Here is a 23770-nt window from a genome sequence, read left to right on the forward strand (position 1 = left end):
TCGGCGCACGGCCTTGAACGGCCCCCGCCGTGCGTACAGTACGAGCCGACCCGCCCGTCGCCGCCGCGCAGCCCGGCACCGTTGAGGAGAGCAGGCAATGCCAGAGACCAGCTACGACGCCGAGGCCGCCGCGGCGTACCGGGAGGCGCGGGAGGTTCCCCGCGAGGGCCTCGCGTCCTGGCGGCAGGCGGTCGCCGAGGAGGCGGGGTTGGCGGCCGGGATGACCGTCCTGGACGTCGGTGCGGGTACCGGTGGCTTCGCGGCCGCGTTCCGCGACTGGTTCGGGGTGAGCGTGCTGGCGGTCGAACCGGCCGCGGCGATGCGGGCGTTGATCCCGGCGGGCGGGGGCATCCGGGCGCTGGACGGACGCGCGGAGGCCCTGCCCGTGCCCGACGCCTGTGCGGACGCCGCCTGGCTCGGCTCCGTCATGCACCACATAGGTGACCTGGAGGCCGCCGCCCGCGAGCTGCGCCGCGCGCTGCGCCCCGGGGCGCCGGTCCTGATCCGCAACACGTTCCCCGGCCGCGGCGAACGCGACCTGCGCGTCCGCTTCTTCCCCGAGACCGCGGACAGTGTCGCCGGCTACCCCACCGTCGAACAGGTGGAGGCGGCCTTCGGCACGGCCGGCTTCCGGCGCACCGCGCTGCACAGCCTCCCCCAGGAGTCGGCGCCCACCCTCGCCGCCTACGCCGACCGCATCCGCCGCGACACCGACACCAAGCTCCGCGCCCTCAGCGACGACGCCTACGCCCGTGGACTCGCCCGCATCCGCGAGGCGGCGGCCGCCGACCCCGGGGAACCGGCGATCAGTTGGATGGACCTGCTGATCCTGCGCTGACCGCCGGTACGAGCCCCGGGCCGGTGCCGGGCCGCCTCTCCATTCCCATGACGCCGGAGGCTACTGGCCGCCCCGGCGGGCGCCAGCGTGGCCGCGGGCACCAGCACCGCGCGCTCTGCCTCCTGACGCCCCTCCCGCAGGAACGTGAACGGTGACGGGTTCGCCGACCGCTTCGGCCAGCCCGAGCACCCTCGGAAGGCGGCGTTCGAGGAGTTCCTCGCCCGGCAGGCGTCCCTGGGCGCGCAGTGACACGCCGGGTCAATTGACCCGTTGATGTGGCATCAAATTGCACTCTTCGACCGGTCTTTCAGCCCCATAGAGTGGTGATCACAACGACGGCGAGCACCTTGCAGAACCGAGGGAGACACCACCATGGACAGCAACGACACGAACCACGCCCCCGTCCTCACCCGCGCCGACGAGGCCGAGACCTCCGCCGACCCCAGCAGCGTGATGACGCTGCTGGCGGACACCGACGGACCGGGCGGCGGCTTCACCACGTACCGCTCCACCTTCGCCGAAGGAGCGGTCGGCGCTCCCGCGCACTTCCACACCAAGGCCACGGAACTCTTCTTCGTGATCAGCGGCTCCCTCCGGGTACTGGTGGGTGAGGAGATCACCGTCCTCAACGCCGGCGACTTCCTCGCCGTACCCCCGCACACACCGCACGCGTTCGCCGCGGCACCCGGCTGCAAGGCCGACGTTCTGTTCACCTTCACGCCGGGCATGGCCCGTTTCGACTACCTGCGCCTTCTCGGCAGCGTGATGCGCGGCGAAGCCGACCCGAAGAAGATCGCGGAGTCGTCCGAGCGCTACGACAACCACTACGTCGACAGCCCCGTGTGGCGGGACGCGCTCGCCGCGTCGTGAGCAGACGACTTGGGTACCCGGGAAAGGCGCCCCGGTGCCCCCGAGAGGGCACCGGGGCGGCGGCGGGTCAGTTGGCCGGGACCAGGTGGAACATCACGCTTTCCGCCGGGACGCTGATGGGGTGCTGGGCCACCAGCCGCCAGCCGGCCTCCTCGAAGACCGGGCCCCACTCGTCCAGCGTCGGGAGGTAGTCGCCCATCACGGCGTGGGCGAACTCGAAGGCCATGCTGAAGACGGGCATCTCGGAGTCCGGGTAGGAGGTGGTGCGCGTGGCGTCCGCGAGCAGGAAGTGCTTGAGGTCGGGGAAGACCTCCCGCATGCGCCGCAGCGACGCGACCGCTTCGGCGCGGGGCCAGAAGTCGTGGCCCATCATGAACGACGTGAGCAGGTCCACGCCCGCGTACTCGGGTCGCGGCTGGAGTGCTGTGGCGTCGTCCTGGGTGATGCTGATGCGGTCCGCGAGGCCGGCCTCGGCCACCGACTTGGTGGCGACCTCGATCGCCCCGTCGGCGGCGTCGATGCCCAGGCCCCGCACACCCGGTCGCGACCGGGCGAGGCGGATGAGCCGCTCGCCGCTGCCGCAGCCGAGGTCGGCGACGTACTGGAAGTCCAGGTCACGGACGACCGGCAGGAAGATCGGGTCCCACCACTCGGCGTTGATCTCGCGGCAGGCGACGCTGATCGCCGCGGCGTCCCGCCGGTAGAAGTCGCCCACGCGGTTGTCCTTGCGGATCAGGTCCGGGAGGGTGTCGAACAGTTCGCCGCAGCCGCGGGTCATCCAGTGGAAGAGGGACTTGGTACGGTCCGCCTCGGCGAAGTTCGGGCCGGGCCGGACGGTGTCGCCGTCCCGGCTGACGATGTCCGCGGCGGAGAGGGCGCGCGCCAGTTCGCGGAGCGATCCGGCGTCGAGTCCCCGCTCGGCCGCGAAGCGGTCGAGGTGCACGAGACCGTGCTCGCGTATCGCGTCGAAGACGCCGGTCTCCCATGCCGCACTGATCGACCATGCCGCGAGTGCGTGGTTGTACACCTGGGTCATCGTCGTACCGCTGCTGTTCATGTCGCTTTCCTTTTTGTCGAGTTGAGCACGTTCTCGGGACGCCGACCCGTCCGCTGCGGGTCCGCGTGGGTCGCGGGTGGGTGTCACGCGGTCATCGACCGGAGGCCGTCGGTGACATGGCCGATGACGGTCTGCTGGTGCCGGTGGAGGAAGAAGTGGTCGTCGTCCACCGTGTGCAGGGTGAAGGGACCGTCGGTGTGCCGTCGCCAGTCGGCCACGGACCAGGTGGGCACCTGGGGGTCGCGGGTGCCGGCGAGGGCCGTGACCGGCATGGGCAGCGGCGGGCGGGGACGGTAGCGGTAGCTCGCCAGGACCGAGAAGTCCGCGCGGATGCGGGGCAGGCACAGATCGAGGAGGTCTTCGTCCTCGAACACCTCCTGCGGGGTGCCGTTGAGGTTGCGCAGCCGTTCGACGAACTCGTCGCGGGGCAGGCCGTGGATGCTCCAGTCGGGCCGCTCGACGTCGGGGGCGGCACACGCGGAGACGGTGAGCAGCTCGGCGGGGGTGCCGGTCAGCTCGTGCAGCCGGTGGGCGATGTCGTAGGCCAGCAGGCCGCCCATGCTGTGCCCGAAGAGGGCGTACCGTTCCCCGGTCCACGGCGCGATCCGGCGGGCCAGTCCGCCGGCGAGGGCGTCGAAGTCCGTCTCGGGCTCCTCCGTCATCCTGTTCTCGCGGCCGGGCAGTTGGACGGGGACGAACTGCGCGCCCGCGGCCGTGTGGCCGGCCCAGGACCGGTAGAGGCCGGCGCCACCGCCCGCGTACGGCAGGCAGAAGACCCGTACGAGGGCCTCGGTGTCGGGAAGGCCGAAGGGGAACAGGGCGGCGGGGTCGTCAGCTGCGGTGGTCATGGGACTCTTTCTGCAGTATCCGGTCGAGGGCGGCGGCGCAGCCGGCGACGGTCGGGTTCTCCATCACCACGCGGACGGAGAAGTCGGCCTGCCATTCCTGGCGGATGCGCGACGCGATGCGGGTGGCCTTGATGGAGTTGCCGCCGAGCGCGAAGAAGTCCTCGTGCGCGCCGACGCTCTCCAGGCCGAGGGTGTGGGCCCACAGTTCGGCGATCCGCTGTTCGAACGGGGTCGTGGGCCGGGTGCGTGTGTCGGTGGTCAGGGCACGCTCGTGGGCCGGCAACGCGGCGTGGTCCAGTTTGCCGTTGGCGGTCAGGGGCAGGGAGGGCAGCGTGACGAAGGCGTTGGGCACCATGTAGTCGGGGAGCTTCTGCCGCAGGAAGTCCCGCCAGTCCGCCTCCTGATGCGTGTCCTCGGGCGTCATGACGAGGTAGGCCACCAGGAGTTGGTCGCCGTCCGCCGCGCCCGCCCGGACCTGGACGGCGGCGTCCTTGACGGCCGGGTGCTCGCGCAGCGCGCTCTCCACCTCTCCGGTCTCGATGCGCAGGCCGCGGAGTTTGGTCTGCCCGTCGGCCCTGCCGACGAATTCGAGACGGCCGTCGGGGCGCCAGCGCAGCAGGTCGCCGCTGCGGTAGATCCGGGAGCCGGCGGTCGGGTCGAAGGGGTCCTCGGGGAAGCGCTCGGCGGTGAGGCCGGGCCGGTTCAGGTAGCCGCGGCCGACGGCGACACCGCCGAGCCAGAGCTCGCCGGGCAGGCCGACCGGAACGGGGTTGCCGTCGCCGTCGAGCAGGTGGAGGCGTACGCCGCGCACCGGGACGCCGGCGGAGGGGCGGCGGCCGTCGGCGGCGCACTCCTGCACGGTGGCCCAGATGCTGGTCTCCGTGTGGCCGTAGACGTTGAAGACCTGACGTCCGGGGCACCAGCGTGCCATCAGTTCCGGGGACAGCGATTCGCCGCCGAGGACGATACCGCGCAGTCCGGGGAGGCGGCCGGGGGCGTCCGCCGGGAGGGCCGCCAGCGCCGAGGGCGCCATGACCAGCCAGGTGATGCGCTCGCGTGCCATCAGGTCGACCAGGGCGGGGCCGGGCAGGAGTTCCTCCTGAGCGCCGAGGCACAGGGCCGCTCCGGCGCCGAGGGCGAGGAAGACCTCGAACACCGAGGCGTCGAAGCTGGGGGAAGCCCACTGCAGTACCCGGTCGTGCGGGCCGACGCCGAACACGTCGCGCTGGGCGAGGCAGCTGTTCACCACGCCCTCGTGGGTGAGGAGGGCTCCCTTGGGGCGACCGGTCGACCCGGACGTGTAGATGACGTAGGCGAGGCTGCCGGGCGGGACGTCGCCGGCGAGGGGGGCCGGGTCGTAGCTGTCGAGGTTCTCGTGCTCCTCGTCCAGTTGGAGGCAGGGCACGTCCAGGCCCGAGAGGTGCCGGCGGGTCGTGCGGTCCGTCAGAAGCAGGGAGAGTCCGGCGTCCCGGCTCATGAAGTCGAGGCGGTCCCGGGGGTAGGCGGGGTCGAGCGGCACGAAGGCGCCGCCCGCCTTGAGCACACCGAGCAGCGCGACGACCAGGTCCGTCGACCGGTCCAGGCAGAGTCCCACGCGTGCTTCGGGCGTGACGCCCCGCTCGTGCAGCAGACGGGCCAGTCGGTTGGCGCGCTCGTCGAGTTGACGGTACGTCAGGAGGCGGGAGCCGTGAGTCAGTGCGGGGGCGTCGGGTGTGGCCCGGGCCTGTTCCTCGAAGAGCCGGTGGAGGGAGATCGCCGGACGCTCCGTGACCGGTCCGCGCCCCCAGGCGTCGATGGTCCGCCGTTCCTCGTCGGTCAGCAGGCTGATCCGGCCGGGCGGGCGGGTGAAGTCGGCGGCGACGGACTTCAGGACGGTGACGAAGTGTCCCAGCAGGCGCTCGATGGCGGCCGCGTCGAAGCGCGTGGGGTCGTAGCCGATCCGCAGGTTGATCTCCTCGTCCGGGACGACGAGGACGGCCAGCGGATAGTTGGTGTGGTAGCGGTACTCCCCACGCCGGACGGTGAGTTCACCGGCCCGCTTGCCCAGGTCGCCGATCCTGGGCACGTTGAGGATCGTCATGATGCTGTCGAACAGGGGCTCGCCGGCCTCGGCGCCGCTCCACTGCTGGACGTCGGCGAGGGCGCTGCCGAGATGGCCCCGTACGCGGGTCTGCGTGGCCTGCAGCTCGGCGCACGCCTCCGCGAAGGGGCGCTGCGGGTCGAGGTGGGCGCGCAGCGGGAGGGTGTTGATGAACAACCCGAGCGTGTCCTCGATGCCGTCGAGTTCGGCCGGACGGTGGGTCATCGTCATGCCGAACACCACGTCGGGCCGGCCGGTGTAGCGGCTGAGGACCAGCGCCCAGGCGGTCTGCAGCACGGTGCTGAGGGTGAGCCGGTGGTCGCGGGCGAGTCGTTTGAGGGCGTCGGCGGTGTCGCTGTCCAGCACCCGCGACAGCTCCGGGTTCTCCCGCTCCCCGCTGCCGGGTTCCGGGCGCTCGGGGGCCGGCAGGGCGATGGGTTCGGGCCGGAAGCCGGCGAGTTCGGTGCGCCAGAACTGCTCGGTCCGGCTCGTGTCCTGGCTTCGCAGCCAGGTGACGTAGTCGTGGTAGGGGCGTGCCCTGCGGAGGGCCTGCGGCTCCGCGCGCACCAGGCTGTCGTACGACGTGAAGGTCTCGTCCAGCAGCATCAGTGCCGACCAGGCGTCGAGCAGGATGTGGTGGTAGCGCAGGACGAAGATGTGGCGGCGTTCGGCCACGCGGAGCAGGTGCAGCCGCAGCAGCGGCGGGCGGTCCAGTCGGAAGCCCCGGCCGCGGTCGGCGCGCAGGAAGCTCTCCAGCCGCTCCTCCAGAGCGTCGCTCCCGGTGGTGCGCCAGTCGTGTCGTTCGACGGGGGCGACGCCCTGGGCGTACACGACCTGTGCCGGTTCCTCGATCTCCTCCCAGTGGAAGGAGGTGCGCAGGATGGCGTGCCGGTCGACGACCCGCTGCCAGGCCTGCTCCAGCGCGTCGGCGTCGAGGTCGCCGTCGAGGCTCTGGATGATCTGGTCGACGTAGAAGGACGTGCCGGGGTCGAGGATGGTGTGGTAGAGCAGGCCTTGCTGGAGCGGGGAGAGGGGGTGGACCCCCTCGACGCTCGTGGTCATCCGTTCTGCCTTTCTGTGCGTGCGTCGGCCTGGGTGGCGTGGGTGGCCACGGGATCGTCCGTACCGGCCATGACGCCGCCGATCCGGGACAGCAGGTGCCGCAGGTCGCCCTCGGCGAGGTGGGTGGCGGGGACGCGGGCGGGCGGGGTCCGGTCGGTGGCCGGCTGCGGGTGCGCGGTGGTTCCGCCTGGTTCGGGTGCCGGGCTCCCGGCCGGCGGGGACGGGGGTGCGGTGGTGGGCGAGGTCATCGCCGCCAGCTGCGCCACCGTCGGGTGGGTGAAGAAGTCGGCCTCGGTGAGCCGGATGCCGGCCTGCTTGGCGCGGCTGATGATCCGGAGGCTGGTGATCGAGTCGCCGCCGAGCTGGAAGTAGTCGTCCTCGGTCCCGATGGGGTGGATGCCGAGCAGTGACTCCCAGATCGAGACGAGGGTGGCTTCGGTGGTGTTGCGTGCGGCGGTGGCGGGGCCGAGTCCCGCGGGCCGGTCGTACACGGTCTGCCGTGCGGCGGCCGGGGTCCGCCCGTGCGTCCGGGTGCGGGCCGGCGTCCCGTCGGGGCGGGCGTCGGTGGCCTGGCCGGCGTGGACGTAGGCGTGGTGGGCGCCGGAGCGCACGAGCTCTTCCAGTGCGCGGAAGGCGGGTTCGGGTTCCAGCATGCCGAAGCCCTTGCCGTGGACGCGGCGGGTGGCGTGCTCATCGAGCGTGGAGATCATTCCGGCGCCGCTCCACGGGCCCCACGCCACGCTCGTGGCGGGCAGGCCGCGGGACCGCCGGTGGTGGGCGAGGGCGTCCAGGAAGGCGTTGGCGGCCGCGTAGCCGCTCTGGCCGCGCGAGCCCATGAGGGCGGCGACGGACGAGTACAGGACGAAGAAGTCCAGTTCGGCGTCCTGTGTCAGCTCGTGCAGGTTCCAGGCGCCGGACATCTTGGGGGCCATGACCGTGCGCAGCCGCTCGGCGGTCTGCCGCTGCAGGGCTCCGTCGTCCAGGACGCCGGCGGCGTGCACGACGCCGCGCAGGGCGGGCAGGGAGCCGTTCACGTCGGTCAGGACCCGGCGCAGGGCGCGGACGTCGGCGACGTCGGCTCGGTGGACCGCCACCCGGACCCTCTTGCTCCGCCAGGCGTGGATCCTGCGCTCGGCGGCGGCCGAGGGGGCGCCGCGTCCGATCAGGGCGAGGTGCCGGGCCCCTCGGCGTACCAGCCAGTCCGCCGTGTGCAGGCCCAGTGCTCCGAGCCCGCCGGTGACCAGATAGGTGCCGTCCGGTCGTACCGGGCCGGTGTCCGCCGTGTCCGCCGGGGCGGCCGGGGCGGCCGGGGCCGTCCCGGCGACGTGGCGGCGGCCGTCGCGGAGGGCGACCTGTGTGTCATCGCCGGTGCCGAGGGCCTCCGCGAGGAGACCGGCAGCCGCGCTCGCCGGGGGTTGCCCGTGCGGGTCCAGGTCGACGAGGGTGCATCGGACCTCGGGGTTCTCGGCGTTCGCGATGGCGGCGAGGCCCCACAGCGGGGCGTGGGCCAGGGCGCCGGCCGGTGTGGCCGGCGTCGTGTCCGGCGACTGGGCGCCACGCGTCGCCACGAGGACCCTGGCCCCCTCCCCGGTGGTGGCCAGCGTCTGCAGGACGGTGAGCAGGGCGCCGGTTCCGTGCCGCTGCGCCTGGTCGAGGACGTCCGCGGTGAGCGCGTCCCCGGGTTCGTCGAGGCCGCGCAGGAAGGCCACGTTCAGCGGGCGGCGAGGGCCGGGGGCCGCGGCATCCGCTGTCCGGCCGGTGTCCGCGGCGCTCAGCCGGTTCAGGGCCTCCCGGATCCGGGCCGCGTCGGTGTCTTCGCCGCCGGCGTCGCCCGCGGGCTCGGCGAGGACGACCGAGTGGCCCGCGTCGCGCAGTTGTGCGGCCAGGGCGGCCCCCACTCCCCCGCGGTCCGGGAGGACCAGCCAGTTCGCGGCGACCGTGGCGGCGGGAGACGCGGGGGGCGTGGCCTGCCACACCGGGAGCTGGATGACGGCGGTGTCCCGGCGCAGCAGGGCCGATGCCGAGACACGGCGGACCCACAGGCCGTCGAGTTCCAGGACGACCTCGCCGCCGGCGTCGAGCAGCGTGAGATCGGCGACGGTCGTGTCGCCGTCCGGGCTGAGGTCCGGCTGTTCCTCGACGCGGCACCAAAGGCCTTCGCCGGAGGGCGCTTTGTGCAGGCGCAGGGCGTCGAGCCGGATGGGGACGCGGACGCCGAGCGCGGCATCGGGGCGGGCCGACCACGCCAGGGCCACCACGGCCTGGACGCACGCGTCGACGAGACCGGGGTGCAGCAGGAACGGGCCGTCGGCGCCGTCGTACTCGGGTGTGTCCATGCGGATCAGCAGTTCGCCCTGACGGCGCCGTAGCCGTCCGAGGCGGCGGAAGCCCGGGCCGAGGTCGGCGCCGGAGGCGTGCATGGCCGCGTAGAAGGCGGTGCCGTCGAAGCGCTCACCGGGCTCGTCGAGGGGGTCGGCGGGTCCGTCGAGGAGGCCGGCGGGCTCGTCGAAGAGGTCGGCGGGCGGGGTCGAGCGCGGCCGGGTCGCGGGGGCCGGCGTCGGGCGCAGCGTGCCCTGGGCGTGGCTGGTCCAGGTGCGCGGACCGCTGGTGCCGGCGGGTGCGCTGACGACGCGGAAGGTTCTGGGCTGTGCGCCGGCCGAGGCCGGGGTGTGCTCGGGTGTGTCCGGTTCCTCGATGATCAGCTGGACGTCGCGGCCGGTGCCGGACGGTGTCAGGGCCTGCGGGAAGGAGACTCCTTCGAGCAGGACGCCCCCGCCGGCGGGGCTGAGGTCCTGGACGGCGGCCGCCAGGGTCATGGCGAGATGGGACGCGGCCGGGACCACCACCTCGTCGAAGAGGACGTGGTCGGCGAGGAAGGCCGGGGCATCGGCCGTGAACCGGCTCTGGTACACCGTGCCGGTCAGCGCGGGCGAGCTCAGCGGGGTGCCGGGGAAGACGGGGGTGCCGACGGGCCGTTCGGAGCGTCCGGTCCGGGTGTCCCGCCAGTAGCGCCTGCGGTCGAAGGGGTAGGTGGGCAGGGTGACCCTGGCGGCCGGAGTCCCCGCGTGCACGGCCTGCCAGTCGATGTCGGCCCCGGCCTGGTAGAGGCTGCCCAGGGTCTGCAGGACCTGCTGCCAGTCGTCGGTGCGGCGGGTCAGGGAGGGCAGCCAGAGCCGGTCCTCGCGGGTGTCCAGGCCCTGCCGGGTGACGAGGCGGGTGAGCACGGCGTCGGGGCCGATCTCCAGGGCGATGTCGAAGCGGCGCTCCAGCAGGGCGCGGACGGCCGGCAGGAACCGGACCGGCTCGCGGACGTTGCGCCGCCAGTAGTCCGCGGCCATGTCCTCACCGCGCAGTGGTGCGCCCGTCACGGTGGAGATGACCGGGACCGTGCCCGTGCGGGGGCTCAGGCCGGCGGCCCGGGAGCCGAACGCCTCCAGCATCGGGTCCATGAGCGCGGAGTGGAAGGCGTGCGAGGTCTCCAGGCGGCGGCCGCCGATGCCGTGGTCGCGGGCCGCGGCGAGCAGGTCTTCCAGGGCGTCGAGGGGGCCGGACACGGCTGTCTGGAGGGGGCCGTTGACGGCGGCGACGCAGAGGCGTCCCGCGTGGGGGGCGAGGAGGTCGGTGACGGTCGCCTCGTCCGTGGCGAGGACGGCCATGCCGCCGCCCTGGGGCAGCTCACCCATGAGCCGGCCGCGTTCGGCGATCAGGGGCAGGGCCTCTTCCAGCCGCAGGACGCCGGCCGCGCAGGCGGCCGCGTACTCGCCGATGCTGTGTCCGAGGACGAGGGAGGGTTTCACACCCCACGCCTGCCACATGGACACCAGCGCGTACGCCACCGAGAACAGGGCCGGTTGGGCGTACTCGGTCCGGTCGATCAGGCGGGGGTCGGCGTCCGGCCCGTACAGCAGGTCGGTCAGGGACCATCCGTAGCGCTCGTCGATCAGTGCGGCGCAGGTGTCCAGGGCCTGGCGGAAGACCGGCTGGACGGCGTAGAGCCCGGCGCCCATGCCGAGGTACTGGGAGGCCTGTCCGGTGAAGAGGAAGGCGGTGCGCAGTTCCCGGCCGGTGCCGCGCGGCGTGGCCGGTGTGGAGGGTGCCTGCCATGCCGCGAGCTGGGCGGTGAGGTCCTCGGTCCGGGAGGCGGTGAAGAAGGCGCGGTGGTCGAAGTGGGTGCGTCCGGTGTTCGCGGAGTACGCGAGGCCGGCGAGGTCGAGGTCCGGGTGCGCCGCCAGGTGGCGCCGGTACTGCTCCACGACGCGGCGCAGGGCGGGCTCGTCCGGGCCGGACAGGGTGAGGGGGTGGTGGCCGGGGCGGGCCCGGCCGGCCGGGGCGGAGGGGGGCTGTGGGGGTGCGGGCGCCTCCGCCACGATCACGTGGGCGTTGGTGCCGCCGATGCCGAAGGAGCTGACCCCGGCCAGTCGGGGTCTGTCGCCCCGGGGCCAGGGCAGGGGCCGGGCGGGCACGTCGAGGAGGAGTTCGTCCCAGGACACGTGCGGGGTGCGGGCGCGCAGGTGGAGGTGGGCGGGTATCCGCTGGTGCTGGAGGGAGAGCACGACCTTCATCAGCCCGGCGACGCCGGCGGCCGCCTCCAGGTGGCCGAGGTTGGTCTTCACCGTGCCGATCCGCAACGGGCGTTCGGGGTCTCGCCCGGGCCGGTAGGCGGCGCCGAGCGCGTTGGCCTCGATGGGGTCGCCGATCGGGGTGCCGGTGCCGTGGGTCTCGACGTAGTCGACGTCCGCGGGGGCGGCTCCGGCGGCCTTGAGTGCGGTGGTGATGAGGGCTTTCTGGGCGTTGCCGTTGGGCACGGTGAGGCCGCTGCCGCGGCCTCCGTGGTTCACGGCGGAGCCCTTGAGCACGGCGAGGACGGTGTCGCCCGCGGCCTGGGCGTCCGCCAGGCGCTTGAGGACGACGATGCCGGCGCCTTCGCCGCGGGCGTAGCCGTCCGCGTCGGCGTCGAAGGCGCGGCTGCGGCCCTGCGGGGAGAGGACTCCGGCCTGGGAGAGGTCGATGGTCATCTCGGGGGCGATCATGAGGTGGACGCCGCCGGCGAGCGCGAGGTCGCACTCGCCCGAGCGCAGGCTCTGCATGGCCAGGTGGACGGTGACCAGGGACGAGGAGCATCCGGTGTCGACGGCCAGGGACGGGCCGTGCACGCCGAGGTGGTAGGAGATGCGGCCGGCCGCCGTGCAGAAGAGGTTGCCCGTGGCCATGTGGCCGTCGAGCCGGGCGGGGTCGCTGGTCTGCAGCAGTTTGTAGTCGTCGATGCCGATGCCGACGAAGACGCCGGTGCTGCTTCCGCGCAGCGCCGTGGGGGCCTGTCCGGTGTGTTCGAGGGCTTCCCAGGCGACTTCGAGGAGCAGCCGGTGCTGCGGGTCGAGGGTCTCGGCCTCGCGCGGGGAGATGCCGAAGAACTCGGCGTCGAAGGTGTCGATGGAGTCGAGGAATCCGCCCCGGGTGGAGCGGGTGGAGCCGGGGCGGGCCCCGTCGGGGTCGTGCAGGAGTTCGGCGTTCCAGCGGTCCGCGGGGACGGAGCGGGTGGCGTCCGTCTGAGCGGTGAGCAGGTTCCAGTACGTCTCGGGGTCGGTGACGCCGCCGGGGAAGCGGCAGCCCATGCCCACCACGGCGATCGGCTCGGGAGTGGCGGGGTCGGTCTTCTTCCGGCGCAGGCGCTCCTCGATCAGGGCCCGCTGGGCAGCGGGAAGGGCTGCGATGCGGTCGGTGATGCTAGTCATGCGTCTGGTCTCCTGCGAGCTCGTCACCCAGCGTCAGCTGGTCCAGGTACCGGGCCGCCTGGTCGGCGGAGAGGTTGTCCACCTCGGCCAGCAGTGCTTCGACACCGGTGTCGTCATGGTCGTCCTGGGTCTCCCCCGGGCCGGCCTCTTCCGGCTGGGCCGGGGCGGTGAGGGCCAGTTCGTCGAGGAGGTGGGCGGCGAGGGCGGCGCACGTCGGGTGGTCGAAGGGAAGCGTTCCCGGGATCGTGATCCGGTCGCCGAGTTCCTGGCGCAGCCGCGTCACGAGTTTCAGCTTCATCAGGGAGTCCAGGCCGAGCTGGAAGAAGCCGGTGTCGGCGTCGACCTCGTGGTCGGCGGCGAAGCCCGCGATGTCGGCGACCAGGGCGGTCAGATGGCCGATCAGGGAGTCGAGCCGGTCGCCGGGTTCGGTGGCGGCCAGCCGGTCGGGCAGCGACCGGGCGTGGCCGCCGTCGGGTCGGGCGTCCGTGCCGGGTGTGTCCGGTGCGGCCGCGGTGGCCGTGCCGGCCGGGGGGTGGACCAGGGCGAGCGTGCCGCGATGAGCGGTGGCGGGCAGCCAGTCGTGGTAGGCCGTCCAGTCGACGCGATAGACGCCGAGCTGGGCCGCGTCGTGACCGAAGATCTCGTCGAGGAGGCGGGCGCCGTGGTCGCGGTCGATGGTGCGGGCGCCGCGCTCGTTCCAGCGGTAGTGTGCCGCGGCTGTCGAGTCCGTCATGCCGACGCCCTGCCACGGGCCCCAGTTGACGCTGGTGGCGGGCAGTCCCCGGGCCGCGCGACGGTGGGCCAGGCTGTCCAGGGCGGCGTTGGCGGCCGCGTAGCTGCCCTGTCCGGGCGAGCCGAGGACGGCGACGAACGACGAGAAGAGCACGAAGAAGTCCAGCGGCAGGTCGCGGGTGCAGGCGTCGAGGTGGCGGGCGCCGCTCACCTTGGGCGCGAGGACCGCCAGGTAGCGGTCCCAGTCCTGCTGGAGCATCGTGCCGTCGTCGAGGACGCCGGCGGCGTGGACGACGCCGCGCAGGGGCGGCCGCTGCGCGCCGAAGGACGCCACCACGTCGCGTACCTCCTCGGCGTTGCGGACGTCGGCCGGTACGACGTCCACCCGGGCGCCCGCCGCGGCGAGATCGGCCAGGACGGCGCGGGCGGCGGCGTCGGGCGCGCGGCGGCCCACGAGGACCAGGTGGCGGGCGCCGGCCTCGACCAGCCGGCGGGCGACCACGAGGCCGATGCCGCCGAGTCCGCCGGTGATGAGGTAGCCGCCGTCGGCGCGCACGGTGACCGGTTCGCCCGCCGTGGTGCGCCGCGGCGCGGCCTCGATGCGCGCCACGTGGCGGGCACCCGCGCGGAAGGCCAGCTGGTCCTCGCCGTCGCCGGTGAGGAGTTCGGTGACGAGGGCGGTCGCGTTCGGGGCCGGCTCGCCGGAGTCGAGGTCCACGAGTCCGCCCCAGAGTTCGGGGTGTTCGAGTGCCAGGACGCGGCCGAATCCCCACAGCGCGCTGTGGCCCAGGGGGCCTTCCACCGGGTGTCCGGGCACGGGCTGGGCGGCGGTGGTGACGAGCCAGAGCCGGGGGGCCGGTCCGTCCTCCCAGGCGGCCAGGGCCCGTACGGTGGCCAGGGCGGGGCGCAGGACGTGCGCGAGGTTGTCCTCCGGGCCGGCGTCCGAGGGGACTGCGGCCAGGTGAAGCACTCCGTGGCAGGGGGTGCGGGCGGCGCGGACGGCGTCGCGCAGCGCGTCGGCGAGCCGGGGGCCGGCGTCGTCGCCGACGGGCAGCAGGACACAGTCCTGGCCGGCGGCGCGCAGCGCCTGTGCCGTCGCGCGGGCCTGGGGGCCGTGCGGATCGTCGGTCAGGGCGATCCAGGTGCCGGACGTGGTGGTCGCGGCCGTCCTGGCGAGCGGCTGCGGGTGGAAGGTGAGGTGGTGCAGCCAGTCGGCCGGGTCCTCGGCGGCAGGCGGTGCCAGCCGGCGCAGGACGGCGGGCAGCAGGGCTCGTTCGGCGTCCGTCAGGCGGCCGTCGCGGGCCAGCGCGTCGGCGACGCCGTCGATCTCGCCCTGGGCCAGCCGGTCCAGGAGCGGCGTCCGGGCGGTCCCTGCGGTGGGCAGGGGGGCGGGGTCGATCCAGTACCGTTCGCGCTGCCAGGGATAGCCGGGGGTGGACAGCAGGCGTCCGGGGCGGGTGCCCACGGCCTTCCAGTCGATGTCCTGGCCGTGCGCCCACAGGGTGCCGGCGGCCTCGCGGAGCGTTCGCCGCTCTCCGCTGTCCCGGCGCATGGTCGCGACGACGACGCCGGGGTGGCCGCTCTCCTCCAGGATCTGGGTGGTGGGGGCCACGAGGACGGGGTGCGGGCCGAGTTCGGCGAACGACCGGTGCCCGGCTGCGGCCAGGGCCGCGACGGCGGGGGCGAACCGCACGGGCTCGCTGATGGTGCGGACCCAGTACGCCGCGTCGAAGTGCTCGCCGTCACGGAAGTCGCCGTCGATGGTGGAGAACACCGGGATGTCGCCCGGCCGGGGCCGGACGGCGGCGAGCAGCCGGCCCAGTTCCGGACCGTACTCCCGCATCTGGGCGCTGTGTGAGGGGTAGCCGACGCGCAGTTCCTTGCGGAAGACGGCGGGGTCGAGGCTGTCGAGCAGTTCCCGCAGTGCTTGCGTCTCGCCGCTGAGCAGGGTGGTGCGGGGGCCGTTGACGGCGGCGACGCACACGTCGCCGGGGCGCCGGCGCAGGAGGTCGGCGACCTCGTGCGCGGCCAGGCCCACCGCGGCCATGCGCCCGGTGCCGGTGGCCTTCTGCAGGATGCGGCCGCGGTGCAGGGCGACCAGGAGGGCGTCTTCCAGGGTGAGGGCGCCTGCGCAGTGGGCCGCCGCGATCTCGCCGGCGCTGTGTCCGGCGACGGCGGCCGGCTGGACGCCCCAGGACCGCAGCAGGGCGTCCAGGCCGGCCTGCACGGCGAAGAGGGCGGGCTGGGTGATCTCCGTCTCGTCGATGCGTGACGACTCCGCGGCCGTGTGCAGTTCCGCGATCAGCGACCAGCCCGCCTCCTGGGCCAGCCAGGCGTCGCAGCGTTCGACGACCTCCCGGAACACGGGTTCGTGGGCGAAGAGTTCACAGCCCATGCGGGCGCTCTGGGCTCCCTGGCCCGAGAAGAGGAAGACCGGGCCGGCCGTCGCGCGCCGGGCCCTTCCGGTGGCCAGGTGCTCCGTCTGCCGGCCGTCCGCGCAGGCGTCGAGGAGGTCGCCGAGTTCCGCGGGCGACTCGAACACGGCGAGTGCGCGGTGTTCGTGCCGGTCGCGGGCGAACGTCGCGGTGTGGCACAGGTCGTCGAGATCGACGAGGCCGGGCGGGTCGAGCAGTGCCTTCGTCTCGCGGGCGAGTTGGCGCAGTGCCGGTCCGGAGTGCGCGCTCAGCGGGAGCGTGCGCGGCCGCTGCTCCGGCTGGGACGGGGAGGCGGAGGCGGTGAGGTGCGCGGGAAGGGGCGCCGGGCGCAGGTCGGCCGGGAAGACCTTGCGCCAGCTGAGGTCGCGTCCGGCGCGGTGGAGTTCTCCGAGGGTGTGCAGCATGACCTCGCGGGCGTTCCTGCCGCGGTGCTGGGAGAGCAGTACGTTCACCGTCGTGTCGCGGTCCCGGGCGATCGCCGTCACCGAGGTGGCGAGCACGGGGTGCGGGCTGACCTCGATGAAGTGGTCGTAGCCGTGTTCGAGCAGCAGCTCGACGGCGTGCGCGAACAGTACGGGGCGGCGCAGGTTGTCCGCCCAGTAGCCGGCGCCGAGTTCGTCGCCGTCGACGAAGCCGGCGGTCACCGAAGACACCATCGCCACGGTGGTCCGGCGCGGCCGTATGCCGTCCAGGCCGGCGCGCAGGGCGGGGAGCAGCGGGTCGCACTGTCCGCTGTGGGAGGCGACACCCATGTTCACGCGCCAGTGGCGGATGCCGCGCTCGTCGAGGCCGGCCAGGCAGGCGTCGAGTGCCGCGGTGTCGCCGGACAGCACGGAGGTGGTGGTGGAGTTGGCGCCCGCGGCGTGGACGCCGGGGTGGGCGGCGGTCAATTGCGGCAGGTCGGCGAAGGGCACTTCGACGACCGCCACCGAGCCCTCGCCGTCGATCCGGCTCATCTGGCGGCTGCGCTCGCAGACGACCCGCACCGCGTCCTCCAGGCCGAGTGCGCCCGCCACATGGGCTGCCGCCACTTCGCCGAGGCTGTGGCCCACCACGGCGTCCGGTGTCACTCCCCAGGAGCGCCACAGGGCGGCGAGGGCGACCTGGACGGCGAAGACGGCGGGCTGCAGCACGGTCGTCTCGTCCAGCCGGGACGCGTGGGCGGGGCGGCGCAGTTCGTCGACGACGGAGATCCCGGACCGCGCGCGGATCAGGTCGTCGCATTCCTCCAGGGCCTGCCGGAAGACCGGTTCGCTGTGCAGCAGGTCCAGTCCCATGCCGCACCACTGCGAGCCCTGTCCGGAGAACACGAAGGCGGTACGGGGGCCGGCGGCGGTGGTGGTGGCGGGTACGGCGCCGGAGGCGATGTCGTGCAGGGCGGCGCACAATTGCGAGGTGTCGCGTACGGTGGCCGCGGCCCGGTAGGGGTGGGCGCTCAGGTTCAGCGCGGTGGCCGCGCACCAGTCGGCGGCCGCGTGCGCCGGGTTCTCCTCGACCGCGTCCAGCAGTGCCCGGGCGCTGTTCCGCAGCTCTTCGGCGGTGGGTGCGGACAGCGGGAGCGGATGGGCGTGGGCGCCGGGGGGTCCTTCCACGACGACATGGCAGTTGGTGCCGCCGAAGCCGAAGGAGCTGATGCCGGCCAGGAGGCGGTCGCCGTCGGCCGGCCACGGGACGGGCTCGGTGGGGACCGCGAGGCGCAGGCCGTCGAAGTCGATGTCGGGGTTCGGCGCGTCGTGGTGCAAGGTGGCGGGCAGCAGGCGGTGGCGCATGGACAGGGCGACCTTGATGAGCCCGGCGACTCCGGCCGCCGCCTCCAGGTGGCCGATGTTGGTCTTGACCGATCCGATGAGCAGGGGTGCGTCGGCGGGCCGGCCCTGGCCGAGGACCGTGCCCAGCGCGTGGGCCTCGATGGGGTCGCCGAGCCGGGTCCCGGTTCCGTGCGCCTCCACGTACTGCACCTCGTGCGCCCCGACGCCGGCACGTGCGTAGGCGGTGCGGAGCATGGCCTGCTGCGCCGCGGGGTTGGGGGCGGTCAGGCCGTTGCTGGGGCCGTCGTTGTTGACCGCGCTGCCGCGGATCAGGCAGTGGATCCGGTCTCCGTCGGCCAGCGCCGTCGACAGCCGCTTGAGTACCACGACGCCGCCGCCCTCCGCGCGGACGTAGCCGTCGGCGGAAGCGGCGAAGGCCGCGGACCGCCCGTGCGGGCTCATGGCGCCGAACTTCGACATCGCGGCGCTGCTCTCGGGGGCGAGGACGAGGTTGACGCCTCCGGCGAGCGCGAGGCCGCTCTCGCCGGAGCGCAGGCTCTGGCAGGCGAGGTGCAGCGCGACCAGCGAGGACGAGCAGGCGGTGTTGACGCCGATGCTGGGCCCTTGCAGGCCGAGGGTGTAGGAGATGCGGGCCGGCACGATGCTCGGCTCATGGCCGGTGGCCGTGTGCTGCCGGACCGCGTCGAGACCGCGTCCGGCGAGGCGGGCGTAGTCGCTCCACAGGGTTCCGAGGAAGACGCCCGTGCTGCTGCCGTGCAGGGAGCCGGGCGGTATCCCCGCGTCCTGCAGGCCGTTCCAGGCGAGTTCGAGGGCGAGGCGCTGCTGGGGGTCCATCTCGGCGGCCTCGCGCGGGGAGATGCCGAAGAACCGGGGGTCGAACCGGTCCACGTCGGTGAGGAAGCCGCCGCGGCGGGTGCTGAGCCTGCCGGGTGCGGCCGGGTCCGGGTCGTAGAGAGCCGCGGAGTCCCACCGCTCGGCGGGGATGTCGGTGACGGCGTCGGTGCCGGAGCGCAGCAGGTCCCAGTAGCCCTCCAGGTCGGGGGCGCCGGGGAAGCGGCAGGCCAGGCCGACGACGGCGATGGGTTCGTCGGTCGCCGGCAGGGGCGCGGCTTCGGTCGGCGCGGTGCGCTGCGGCGAGGTGGCGCCGCCTTCGCCGAGGGCGTCGGCGAGGGCGGAGACGGTCGGGAAGTGCCAGGCCACGGTGGGGCTGAGCGACGTCCGGAGGTACTCGGCCAGCCGCACGGTGAGGGCGGTCAGACGCTCGGAGTCGAGGCCTAGGTCCCGGAACTGGGTGTCCAGGTCGAGATCACGCAGTTCTCTCCCGACCTCGTCCCCGATTTCCCTTTTCAGCCACGCGGTTATGTCGCCCGCAGCGCGCACTTCTCCCCCTGCCGGTATGTGAAGAATGAAAAACGTCGCACAGCGCAACTCGAAGTCGACGGTAAAGTCGATTTTGCGCCATCAAGATCAATTACTTTCTACCCCACCACGCGAAGGACCGTCAAGATCGTTTCGGAGGGGTGGCGACCCGGCCGCCCGGAGGCGCACAGGTGCTGCAAATCTCCCGCTACGGCGCCGATTCGGCGGAAGCCTGAATGGCATGCCGGTGCACTGCGTGCCGGGACGCGCCGGGCGCAGTGGGCAGGGTGAATGCGCGTGGATAGCGGCTTCGACCAGGAGTCGCGACGGTGAGAAATGCAGGGCCGAGCGCCGGACACCTCTCACCATTGTGAAGATTCCGTGAGTGAGATGACCGGGCGGTTTGTCGCGCCGTACGCCCGCAGCTCCGAAGACCGGAAATCAGCGGGTGATGCGCCGTACGGAACACACGGCGGTACCGCACACCGCGCTCGCCCGCCCGAGGCGGGACGACGGTGCTTCGCGGGCGCCGTGAGGCGGTGCCATCGGGCGGACGGGCGGAACTGGCCGCGCCGACGGTCACGGCCGGGCCCGCGGCGGCCGCGGGCCCGGATGTGCCGGGCCCGCGGGCGCCTCACGCATCCCGCTACGGTCACCGCCGCGCAAGGCGTGCCGGGCGGGCGGACCGGCGCGGTCGCCGCCGGCGGGTCGCCGGGTCAGGAAGAGGCGTTCGGGGGCTTGTCGTGCGTGGGGGGCCCGAGACGGGGCAGGATGCGGTCGCCTTCGAGGCATTCCAGCGCCTTGGCCATGGTGCGGATGTGGATCTCCTTCTCGTGGCGTTCGAACATGAGAGAAAGAGCATCACGCAGTGCCCGTGCGTCGGACACGAGCGCCTGCGCCGCCCGGAGCGCCGAATAGGTGCCGGTCGTCTGCGCGGGGTTGACACCGCTCAGGCGCTTCAGCACGGCCATGTAGGCGTCCACCACCTGGCTCTCCGCCTCGGTGAGGGCCGGGACGCGAGGCCCTTCCGGGGACATCACGGACTAACCACCGCCTTGCGTTCGTCGACTGCGTCGGCCGCCGGGCCCGGGCACCTCAATGGCTGGAGCGGGGGGTGATGACCTGGTCCACGATCCCGTACTCCAGAGCCTGCTGGGCGGTGAGGATCTTGTCCCGCTCGATGTCCTCGCGGATCTTCTCGATCGGTGTGGACGAGTGCCTGGCGAGCATCTCCTCCATCTGCTGCCTGATACGCATGAACTCGTTCGCCTGGATCTCCAGGTCGGAGATCTGGCCGCGACCCGTTTCGGTGTACGGCTGGTGGATCAGAACCCGCGCGTTGGGCAGGGCCATCCGCTTGCCGGGAGTGCCGGCCGCCATCAGCAGGGCGGCACCCGAAGCGGCCTGCCCCAGGCACACCGTCTGGATGTCCGGCTTCACGTACTGCATGGTGTCGTAAATGGCCGTCAGCGCCGTGAAAGAACCACCCGGGCTGTTGATGTAAATGGAGATGTCGCGGTCCGGGTCCATCGACTCCAGGCACACCAGCTGGGCCATGATGTCGTTCGCCGAGGCATCGTCGAGCTGCACACCGAGGAAGATGATGCGCTCTTCGAAGAGTTTGGCGTAGGGGTCGTATTCACGGACTCCGTTCGCACTCTTCTCGACGAAACGCGGAATCACATACCGCCCCTCGGCACCGGGAAGCTGGGCGGCGGGACGGGCGGGAAAGTGAAGGCTCACGTATTTCTCCAGATGGGCTGTAAACGCCGGACGGGCCGGACGAAGGGGCTTTGCCTGGGTGGGTGACGACCTGACGGTGTGCCTGCCGGGCACTCTCACGAACTGACGGGCGACGGCCGCACGACGCGTTCCCGGGCCGGGTGGGGCGCTGCCGCCCACTCCTCGATCGCACGGTCGACGATGCGGGCGATCCCGGGGAGCCGGTGTTCGTCCATCAACGTGTAGTGCGTTCCGGGAGCCCGCACGACGGGTACGGCGCGGCCCACGAGCGCGGACCATCCCAGGCACTCGGGCTCCGCGTTCCAGCCGGTCTCGTCCTGCGCCCGGACCATGAGCAGCGGTGCGGCGCACGGGCGGGCCTGCCAGCCGTCGTCGAAGATCCCCTGATGCCAGACGTACACGTCCCAGAAGGGGCGCAGGTCCGCACCCGTCAGTCCCGGGGTGTCGCTGGCCACGGCGATCAACTCGGCGGCTTCGTCGAGCAGTTCGTCGACCGACCGGGCGTCGGTCGCGGACAGGTCGAGCCCGAGGAGTCCGCCGATCTCCGCGGCGTGGTCGGCCGTCCGGCCGCGCAGGGCCTCCGGGGGCGCGCTGTCCAGGAGGATGACGCCTGCCGGTCCCCGCCCCTGCTCCTCGCCGAGGCGGGCCATCTCCACGACGACCGGGCCGCTGAAGGACCACCCGACGTAGATCGGCGTCGCGTCGGGGGCGGCGGCCTGGAACTCCGCCAGGTACGCCTGCGCGATCCCTTCGATCGACCGCGGGCGGCCGGCGTCGACACCGGTGGCCTGGAAGGCGTAGACGGAGAAGTCCCCGCCGAGGTGCGGCTCCAGGGCACGGTACGAGGCGGCCGACCCGCTCGCGGGATGGATGAGCACCAGCGCGTTCGGCCCGGTGGACTCTCTCAGACGGACCAGGTGGTTCCCCCGCACTCCAGCTCCCTTTCGGTGGTTCACGTGCACAGCCGGCCGACATGGCGTCGAGTGATCGTCCCGGCGGCAGCAGCCTAGCAGAAATGTACAGGACGTACAGAATGTAGGATGCGCTCATGGCCCATGAGATTCCCGTGACGCAAGCCCGTTCCGAGCTGGCGGAGCTGATCAACCGCGTGGTCTACGGCGGCGAGCACGTCGTCCTCACCCGCCACGGCAAGCCGCTCGTCGCTCTTGTGTCCGCCGCCGATCTGGAGCGGCTGGAGTCCGCCAAGCAGGAGCAGGACGAGGTGATCGGCACGGTCTCCGTCGTGATGGACGGCCTGCCCTCCCAGGGTGAACCGAACCGCTTCGGCCTGGTCGCCGGGTTCGGGGGCCCGTCGGAGCCCTACCGGACCCACTGACCCACTGACCCTTTGCGGGCCCGGCACCCGCTGGACGAGGAGCGGTGCCGGACCGGCGGCCTCATTCGGCGGTGGGCCCGGGCTCCGGGAGGAAGTGGACGTCGTAGCGGTCCTGTTCCGGCAGCAGGCGGTCGAAGGGCTCCCGCCCGGACCGGACGCGCCCGAGCGCCCGGAAGTAGTCGAAGCGGTCGACACCCGGGGTCAGGATCGCGAGCAGGTCCGCGGTGGAGTCGGCGGCCGCCCCGAAGGAGTGCGGGGTGCCCGGCGGGACGCAGACCAGACCGCCGGCGGCGATTGTCGTCGTGGTGCCCGCCACGGTGAACCACATGGTCCCGTCCAGCACGTGGAACAGTTCGGCCGACCGTGCGTGGTAGTGGGTTCGGGCCCCGGTCGTACCCCGGCCGAGGGCGAGGCGGTTCGCCCCGAGCGCCCCGCCGGTGTCCGACCCGTCCGCCAGCAGAACGAAGCCGCCGCCGTGAGGAAGCGGGACCCGCTCGGCCTCCTCCGCGGCGGTACGGCCGTGCCTGGTCTCATCGGTCCGGCCGGGGTGGGATGCGGCTCGGCCATCAGCGCGGACGGGCCGGACCGACCGAGACGAAGGCGATGGTGAGTTGCTCGAACAGGGGCGCCGCGCAGGGGTGGGCGGCGCGGGGTGGCGTGATCGTGCAGATGCCCCGGTCGGGGGATCGACGAGCCCGACGGTCGTGACGTCGGTCCGCAGCGCGCCCGACAGCGGGCCGGGGATCAGCGCGATGGCGTGTCCGGTCGCGACCAGGGCCGGCTTGCCGAGCAGATCGGCCGCGGTGAGATCGATGCGGACGCTTCGTCTCATGGCGCCTGGACGACCACTGCGCCCTCTTCCGGGGCCGGCCGGCCCCGGACGAACCGGCTCGCTCCCGCCGCATCGACGCGGTCGATGTCCACGGCACCGTCGCGACCGCGGCCATGACGCTCGCGCACGGCGCGGACACGTTCACCGACCTCTTCCTGCTGGTCCGCGCCGACGGCGCATGGCGCATCGCCGACAAGGCCTGTCACCGGCACTCCTGCGGGGCGCTCGCCGCCGAGGAAGGCCACGCGGCGGGACGGCGTCTGAATTGTCCTCTGATCGTCCTAGGAGCCCGTCGGCAGTGGCTCCCCGCCTCCTTCCGCGGACGCCGCGCCGGGGCTGTGGGCGGCCGTCTTCCGGTGCGGTGTGCCGCTCGCGCGCGGGCGCCGCACGACCAGGCTGCTCACCTCGAAGGTCATCTCGGTCGTCCCGGGAGACGGCCGCGGATGGTAACGCCCGGCGCAGACGGAGAGGTTGACGATCAGGTAGGCGTACCAGAAGGGGCCCACGCCCCGCCCGTCCGCGAAGACCCGCTTGCCGTTGAGCCACCACACCACCGAACGGGCCCCGAACTCGGTGCGCAGGTCCACCCAGGCGCCCGGCCGGACGGCGTCGGAGTGCAGGTACCGGTTGGCGCCGTACACGTGGTTGGTGAACTCCAGCACGTCCTCGTTGTCCGGGTGGTATTCGAAGACGTCGATCTCCTGGTCGCCGTCGCGCCAGGTCCAGATGGCGGGCCAGGCGCCGATCTCCCGGGGCAGCCGTACGCGGGTCTCCAGGACGTCCCCGGTCTGGACGGTGAAGTCCTCCTCGCTGCCCTCGGTGGTCAGCAGTCCGGTGTCCCACCTTCCGTCCGTCCGGCGTGTGGCGCGGAAGACGCCCGACCGGCTGTAGTCCGCGTCGCGTACGAGGTGGTCCAGTTTGTCGTCGCCCGGATTGACCGGGCCGCCTCCCGGATAGGCCCAGGAGCGGCCTGCGACCCACTGTGCCGTGGAGGAGAAGTCGGCGGTGAACACGAGGTCGGACGGCGGTGGGTCGCGAGGGGCCGGCAGCGGGCCCCGCGATGTCGGTTCGTTCATG

13 protein-coding genes and 1 pseudogene are annotated in these 23770 nt (G+C 73.1%); 4 read left to right on the forward strand and 10 right to left on the reverse strand.

The features are described 5' to 3' along the window. The first annotated feature begins 97 nt into the window (after positions 1-97). A complete protein-coding gene (locus tag FHS34_RS34415) occupies positions 98-838 on the forward strand; it encodes a class I SAM-dependent methyltransferase (protein WP_184972866.1) in 741 nt (246 codons plus the stop codon). Between the two features lie 372 nt (positions 839-1210). Beyond that, the gene (locus tag FHS34_RS34420; RefSeq protein WP_184972868.1) at positions 1211-1708 is read left to right on the forward strand and encodes a cupin domain-containing protein; all 498 of its coding nucleotides are present in this window, start codon (positions 1211-1213) and stop codon (positions 1706-1708) included. 67 nt (positions 1709-1775) lie between these two features. On the opposite strand, the gene FHS34_RS34425 is transcribed toward FHS34_RS34420, so the two are convergent. The 8 genes from FHS34_RS34425 to FHS34_RS34460 form a co-directional block, all read right to left on the reverse strand. Further along, positions 1776-2765, reverse strand: a complete 990-nt coding sequence (locus FHS34_RS34425) for a class I SAM-dependent methyltransferase (RefSeq protein WP_184972870.1) — start codon at positions 2763-2765, stop codon at positions 1776-1778. Between the two features lie 83 nt (positions 2766-2848). After that, positions 2849-3613, reverse strand: coding sequence for a thioesterase II family protein (locus tag FHS34_RS34430; RefSeq protein WP_184972872.1), 765 nt, complete (start codon positions 3611-3613; stop codon positions 2849-2851). After that, positions 3597-6755: a non-ribosomal peptide synthetase gene (locus FHS34_RS34435; RefSeq protein ID WP_184972874.1), complete on the reverse strand. Its 3159-nt coding sequence runs from the start codon at positions 6753-6755 to the stop codon at positions 3597-3599. Before FHS34_RS34435 ends, FHS34_RS34430 begins: the two co-directional genes overlap by 17 nt. Continuing rightward, positions 6752-12487 carry a type I polyketide synthase gene (locus FHS34_RS34440; RefSeq protein ID WP_184972876.1) on the reverse strand — a complete coding sequence of 1912 codons (5736 nt, stop codon included), beginning with the start codon at positions 12485-12487 and terminating at the stop codon, positions 6752-6754. Before FHS34_RS34440 ends, FHS34_RS34435 begins: the two co-directional genes overlap by 4 nt. After that, positions 12480-18803 carry a type I polyketide synthase gene (locus FHS34_RS34445; RefSeq protein WP_184972878.1) on the reverse strand — a complete coding sequence of 2108 codons (6324 nt, stop codon included), beginning with the start codon at positions 18801-18803 and terminating at the stop codon, positions 12480-12482. The genes FHS34_RS34440 and FHS34_RS34445 overlap by 8 nt, the downstream gene beginning before the upstream one ends. 695 nt (positions 18804-19498) lie before the next feature. Further along, positions 19499-19768: a hypothetical protein gene (locus FHS34_RS34450; RefSeq protein WP_308288280.1), complete on the reverse strand. Its 270-nt coding sequence runs from the start codon at positions 19766-19768 to the stop codon at positions 19499-19501. A 109-nt stretch (positions 19769-19877) separates the two neighbouring features. Further along, positions 19878-20525, reverse strand: coding sequence for an ATP-dependent Clp protease proteolytic subunit (locus tag FHS34_RS34455; RefSeq protein WP_184972882.1), 648 nt, complete (start codon positions 20523-20525; stop codon positions 19878-19880). 95 nt (positions 20526-20620) lie between these two features. Beyond that, entirely contained in the window at positions 20621-21457 is an 837-nt protein-coding gene (locus tag FHS34_RS34460; protein ID WP_184972884.1) for a thioesterase domain-containing protein, read from the reverse strand. 116 nt (positions 21458-21573) lie between these two features. Here FHS34_RS34460 and FHS34_RS34465 point away from each other — a divergent pair, with 116 nt between their 5' ends. Then, positions 21574-21861, forward strand: coding sequence for a type II toxin-antitoxin system Phd/YefM family antitoxin (locus tag FHS34_RS34465; protein ID WP_184972886.1), 288 nt, complete (start codon positions 21574-21576; stop codon positions 21859-21861). A gap of 61 nt (positions 21862-21922) precedes the next feature. Here FHS34_RS34465 and FHS34_RS42885 read toward each other — a convergent pair whose 3' ends face one another. Further along, a complete protein-coding gene (locus FHS34_RS42885) occupies positions 21923-22693 on the reverse strand; it encodes a cupin domain-containing protein (RefSeq protein ID WP_225817387.1) in 771 nt (256 codons plus the stop codon). On the opposite strand from FHS34_RS42885, the pseudogene FHS34_RS34480 reads away from it, so the two are divergent. Beyond that, positions 22672-22908 (forward strand): annotated as a pseudogene (locus FHS34_RS34480) (nuclear transport factor 2 family protein); the annotation flags it as partial. The gene FHS34_RS42885 and the pseudogene FHS34_RS34480 sit on opposite strands and share 22 nt — an antisense overlap. A gap of 66 nt (positions 22909-22974) precedes the next feature. On the opposite strand, the gene FHS34_RS34485 reads toward FHS34_RS34480, so the two are convergent. Then, the gene (locus FHS34_RS34485; protein WP_184972888.1) at positions 22975-23769 is read right to left on the reverse strand and encodes a LamG domain-containing protein; all 795 of its coding nucleotides are present in this window, start codon (positions 23767-23769) and stop codon (positions 22975-22977) included. Position 23770: the final 1 nt, after the last annotated feature.

The organism is Streptomyces echinatus (assembly GCF_014203595.1).
Classification (GTDB): Bacteria; Actinomycetota; Actinomycetes; order Streptomycetales; family Streptomycetaceae; genus Streptomyces; species Streptomyces echinatus.

Bases quoted from the DNA above. Each gene is read 5' to 3' on its own strand.
- FHS34_RS34415 (WP_184972866.1), top strand. From the start codon at position 98: ATGCCAGAGACCAGCTACGACGCCGAGGCCGCCGCGGCGTACCGGGAG.
- FHS34_RS34420 (WP_184972868.1), top strand. From the start codon at position 1,211: ATGGACAGCAACGACACGAACCACGCCCCCGTCCTCACCCGCGCCGAC.
- FHS34_RS34425 (WP_184972870.1), bottom strand. From the start codon at position 2,765: ATGAACAGCAGCGGTACGACGATGACCCAGGTGTACAACCACGCACTC.
- FHS34_RS34430 (WP_184972872.1), bottom strand. From the start codon at position 3,613: ATGACCACCGCAGCTGACGACCCCGCCGCCCTGTTCCCCTTCGGCCTT.
- FHS34_RS34435 (WP_184972874.1), bottom strand. From the start codon at position 6,755: ATGACCACGAGCGTCGAGGGGGTCCACCCCCTCTCCCCGCTCCAGCAA.
- FHS34_RS34440 (WP_184972876.1), bottom strand. From the start codon at position 12,487: ATGACTAGCATCACCGACCGCATCGCAGCCCTTCCCGCTGCCCAGCGG.
- FHS34_RS34465 (WP_184972886.1), top strand. From the start codon at position 21,574: ATGGCCCATGAGATTCCCGTGACGCAAGCCCGTTCCGAGCTGGCGGAG.
- FHS34_RS42885 (WP_225817387.1), bottom strand. From the start codon at position 22,693: ATGAGACGAAGCGTCCGCATCGATCTCACCGCGGCCGATCTGCTCGGC.
- FHS34_RS34485 (WP_184972888.1), bottom strand. From the start codon at position 23,769: ATGAACGAACCGACATCGCGGGGCCCGCTGCCGGCCCCTCGCGACCCA.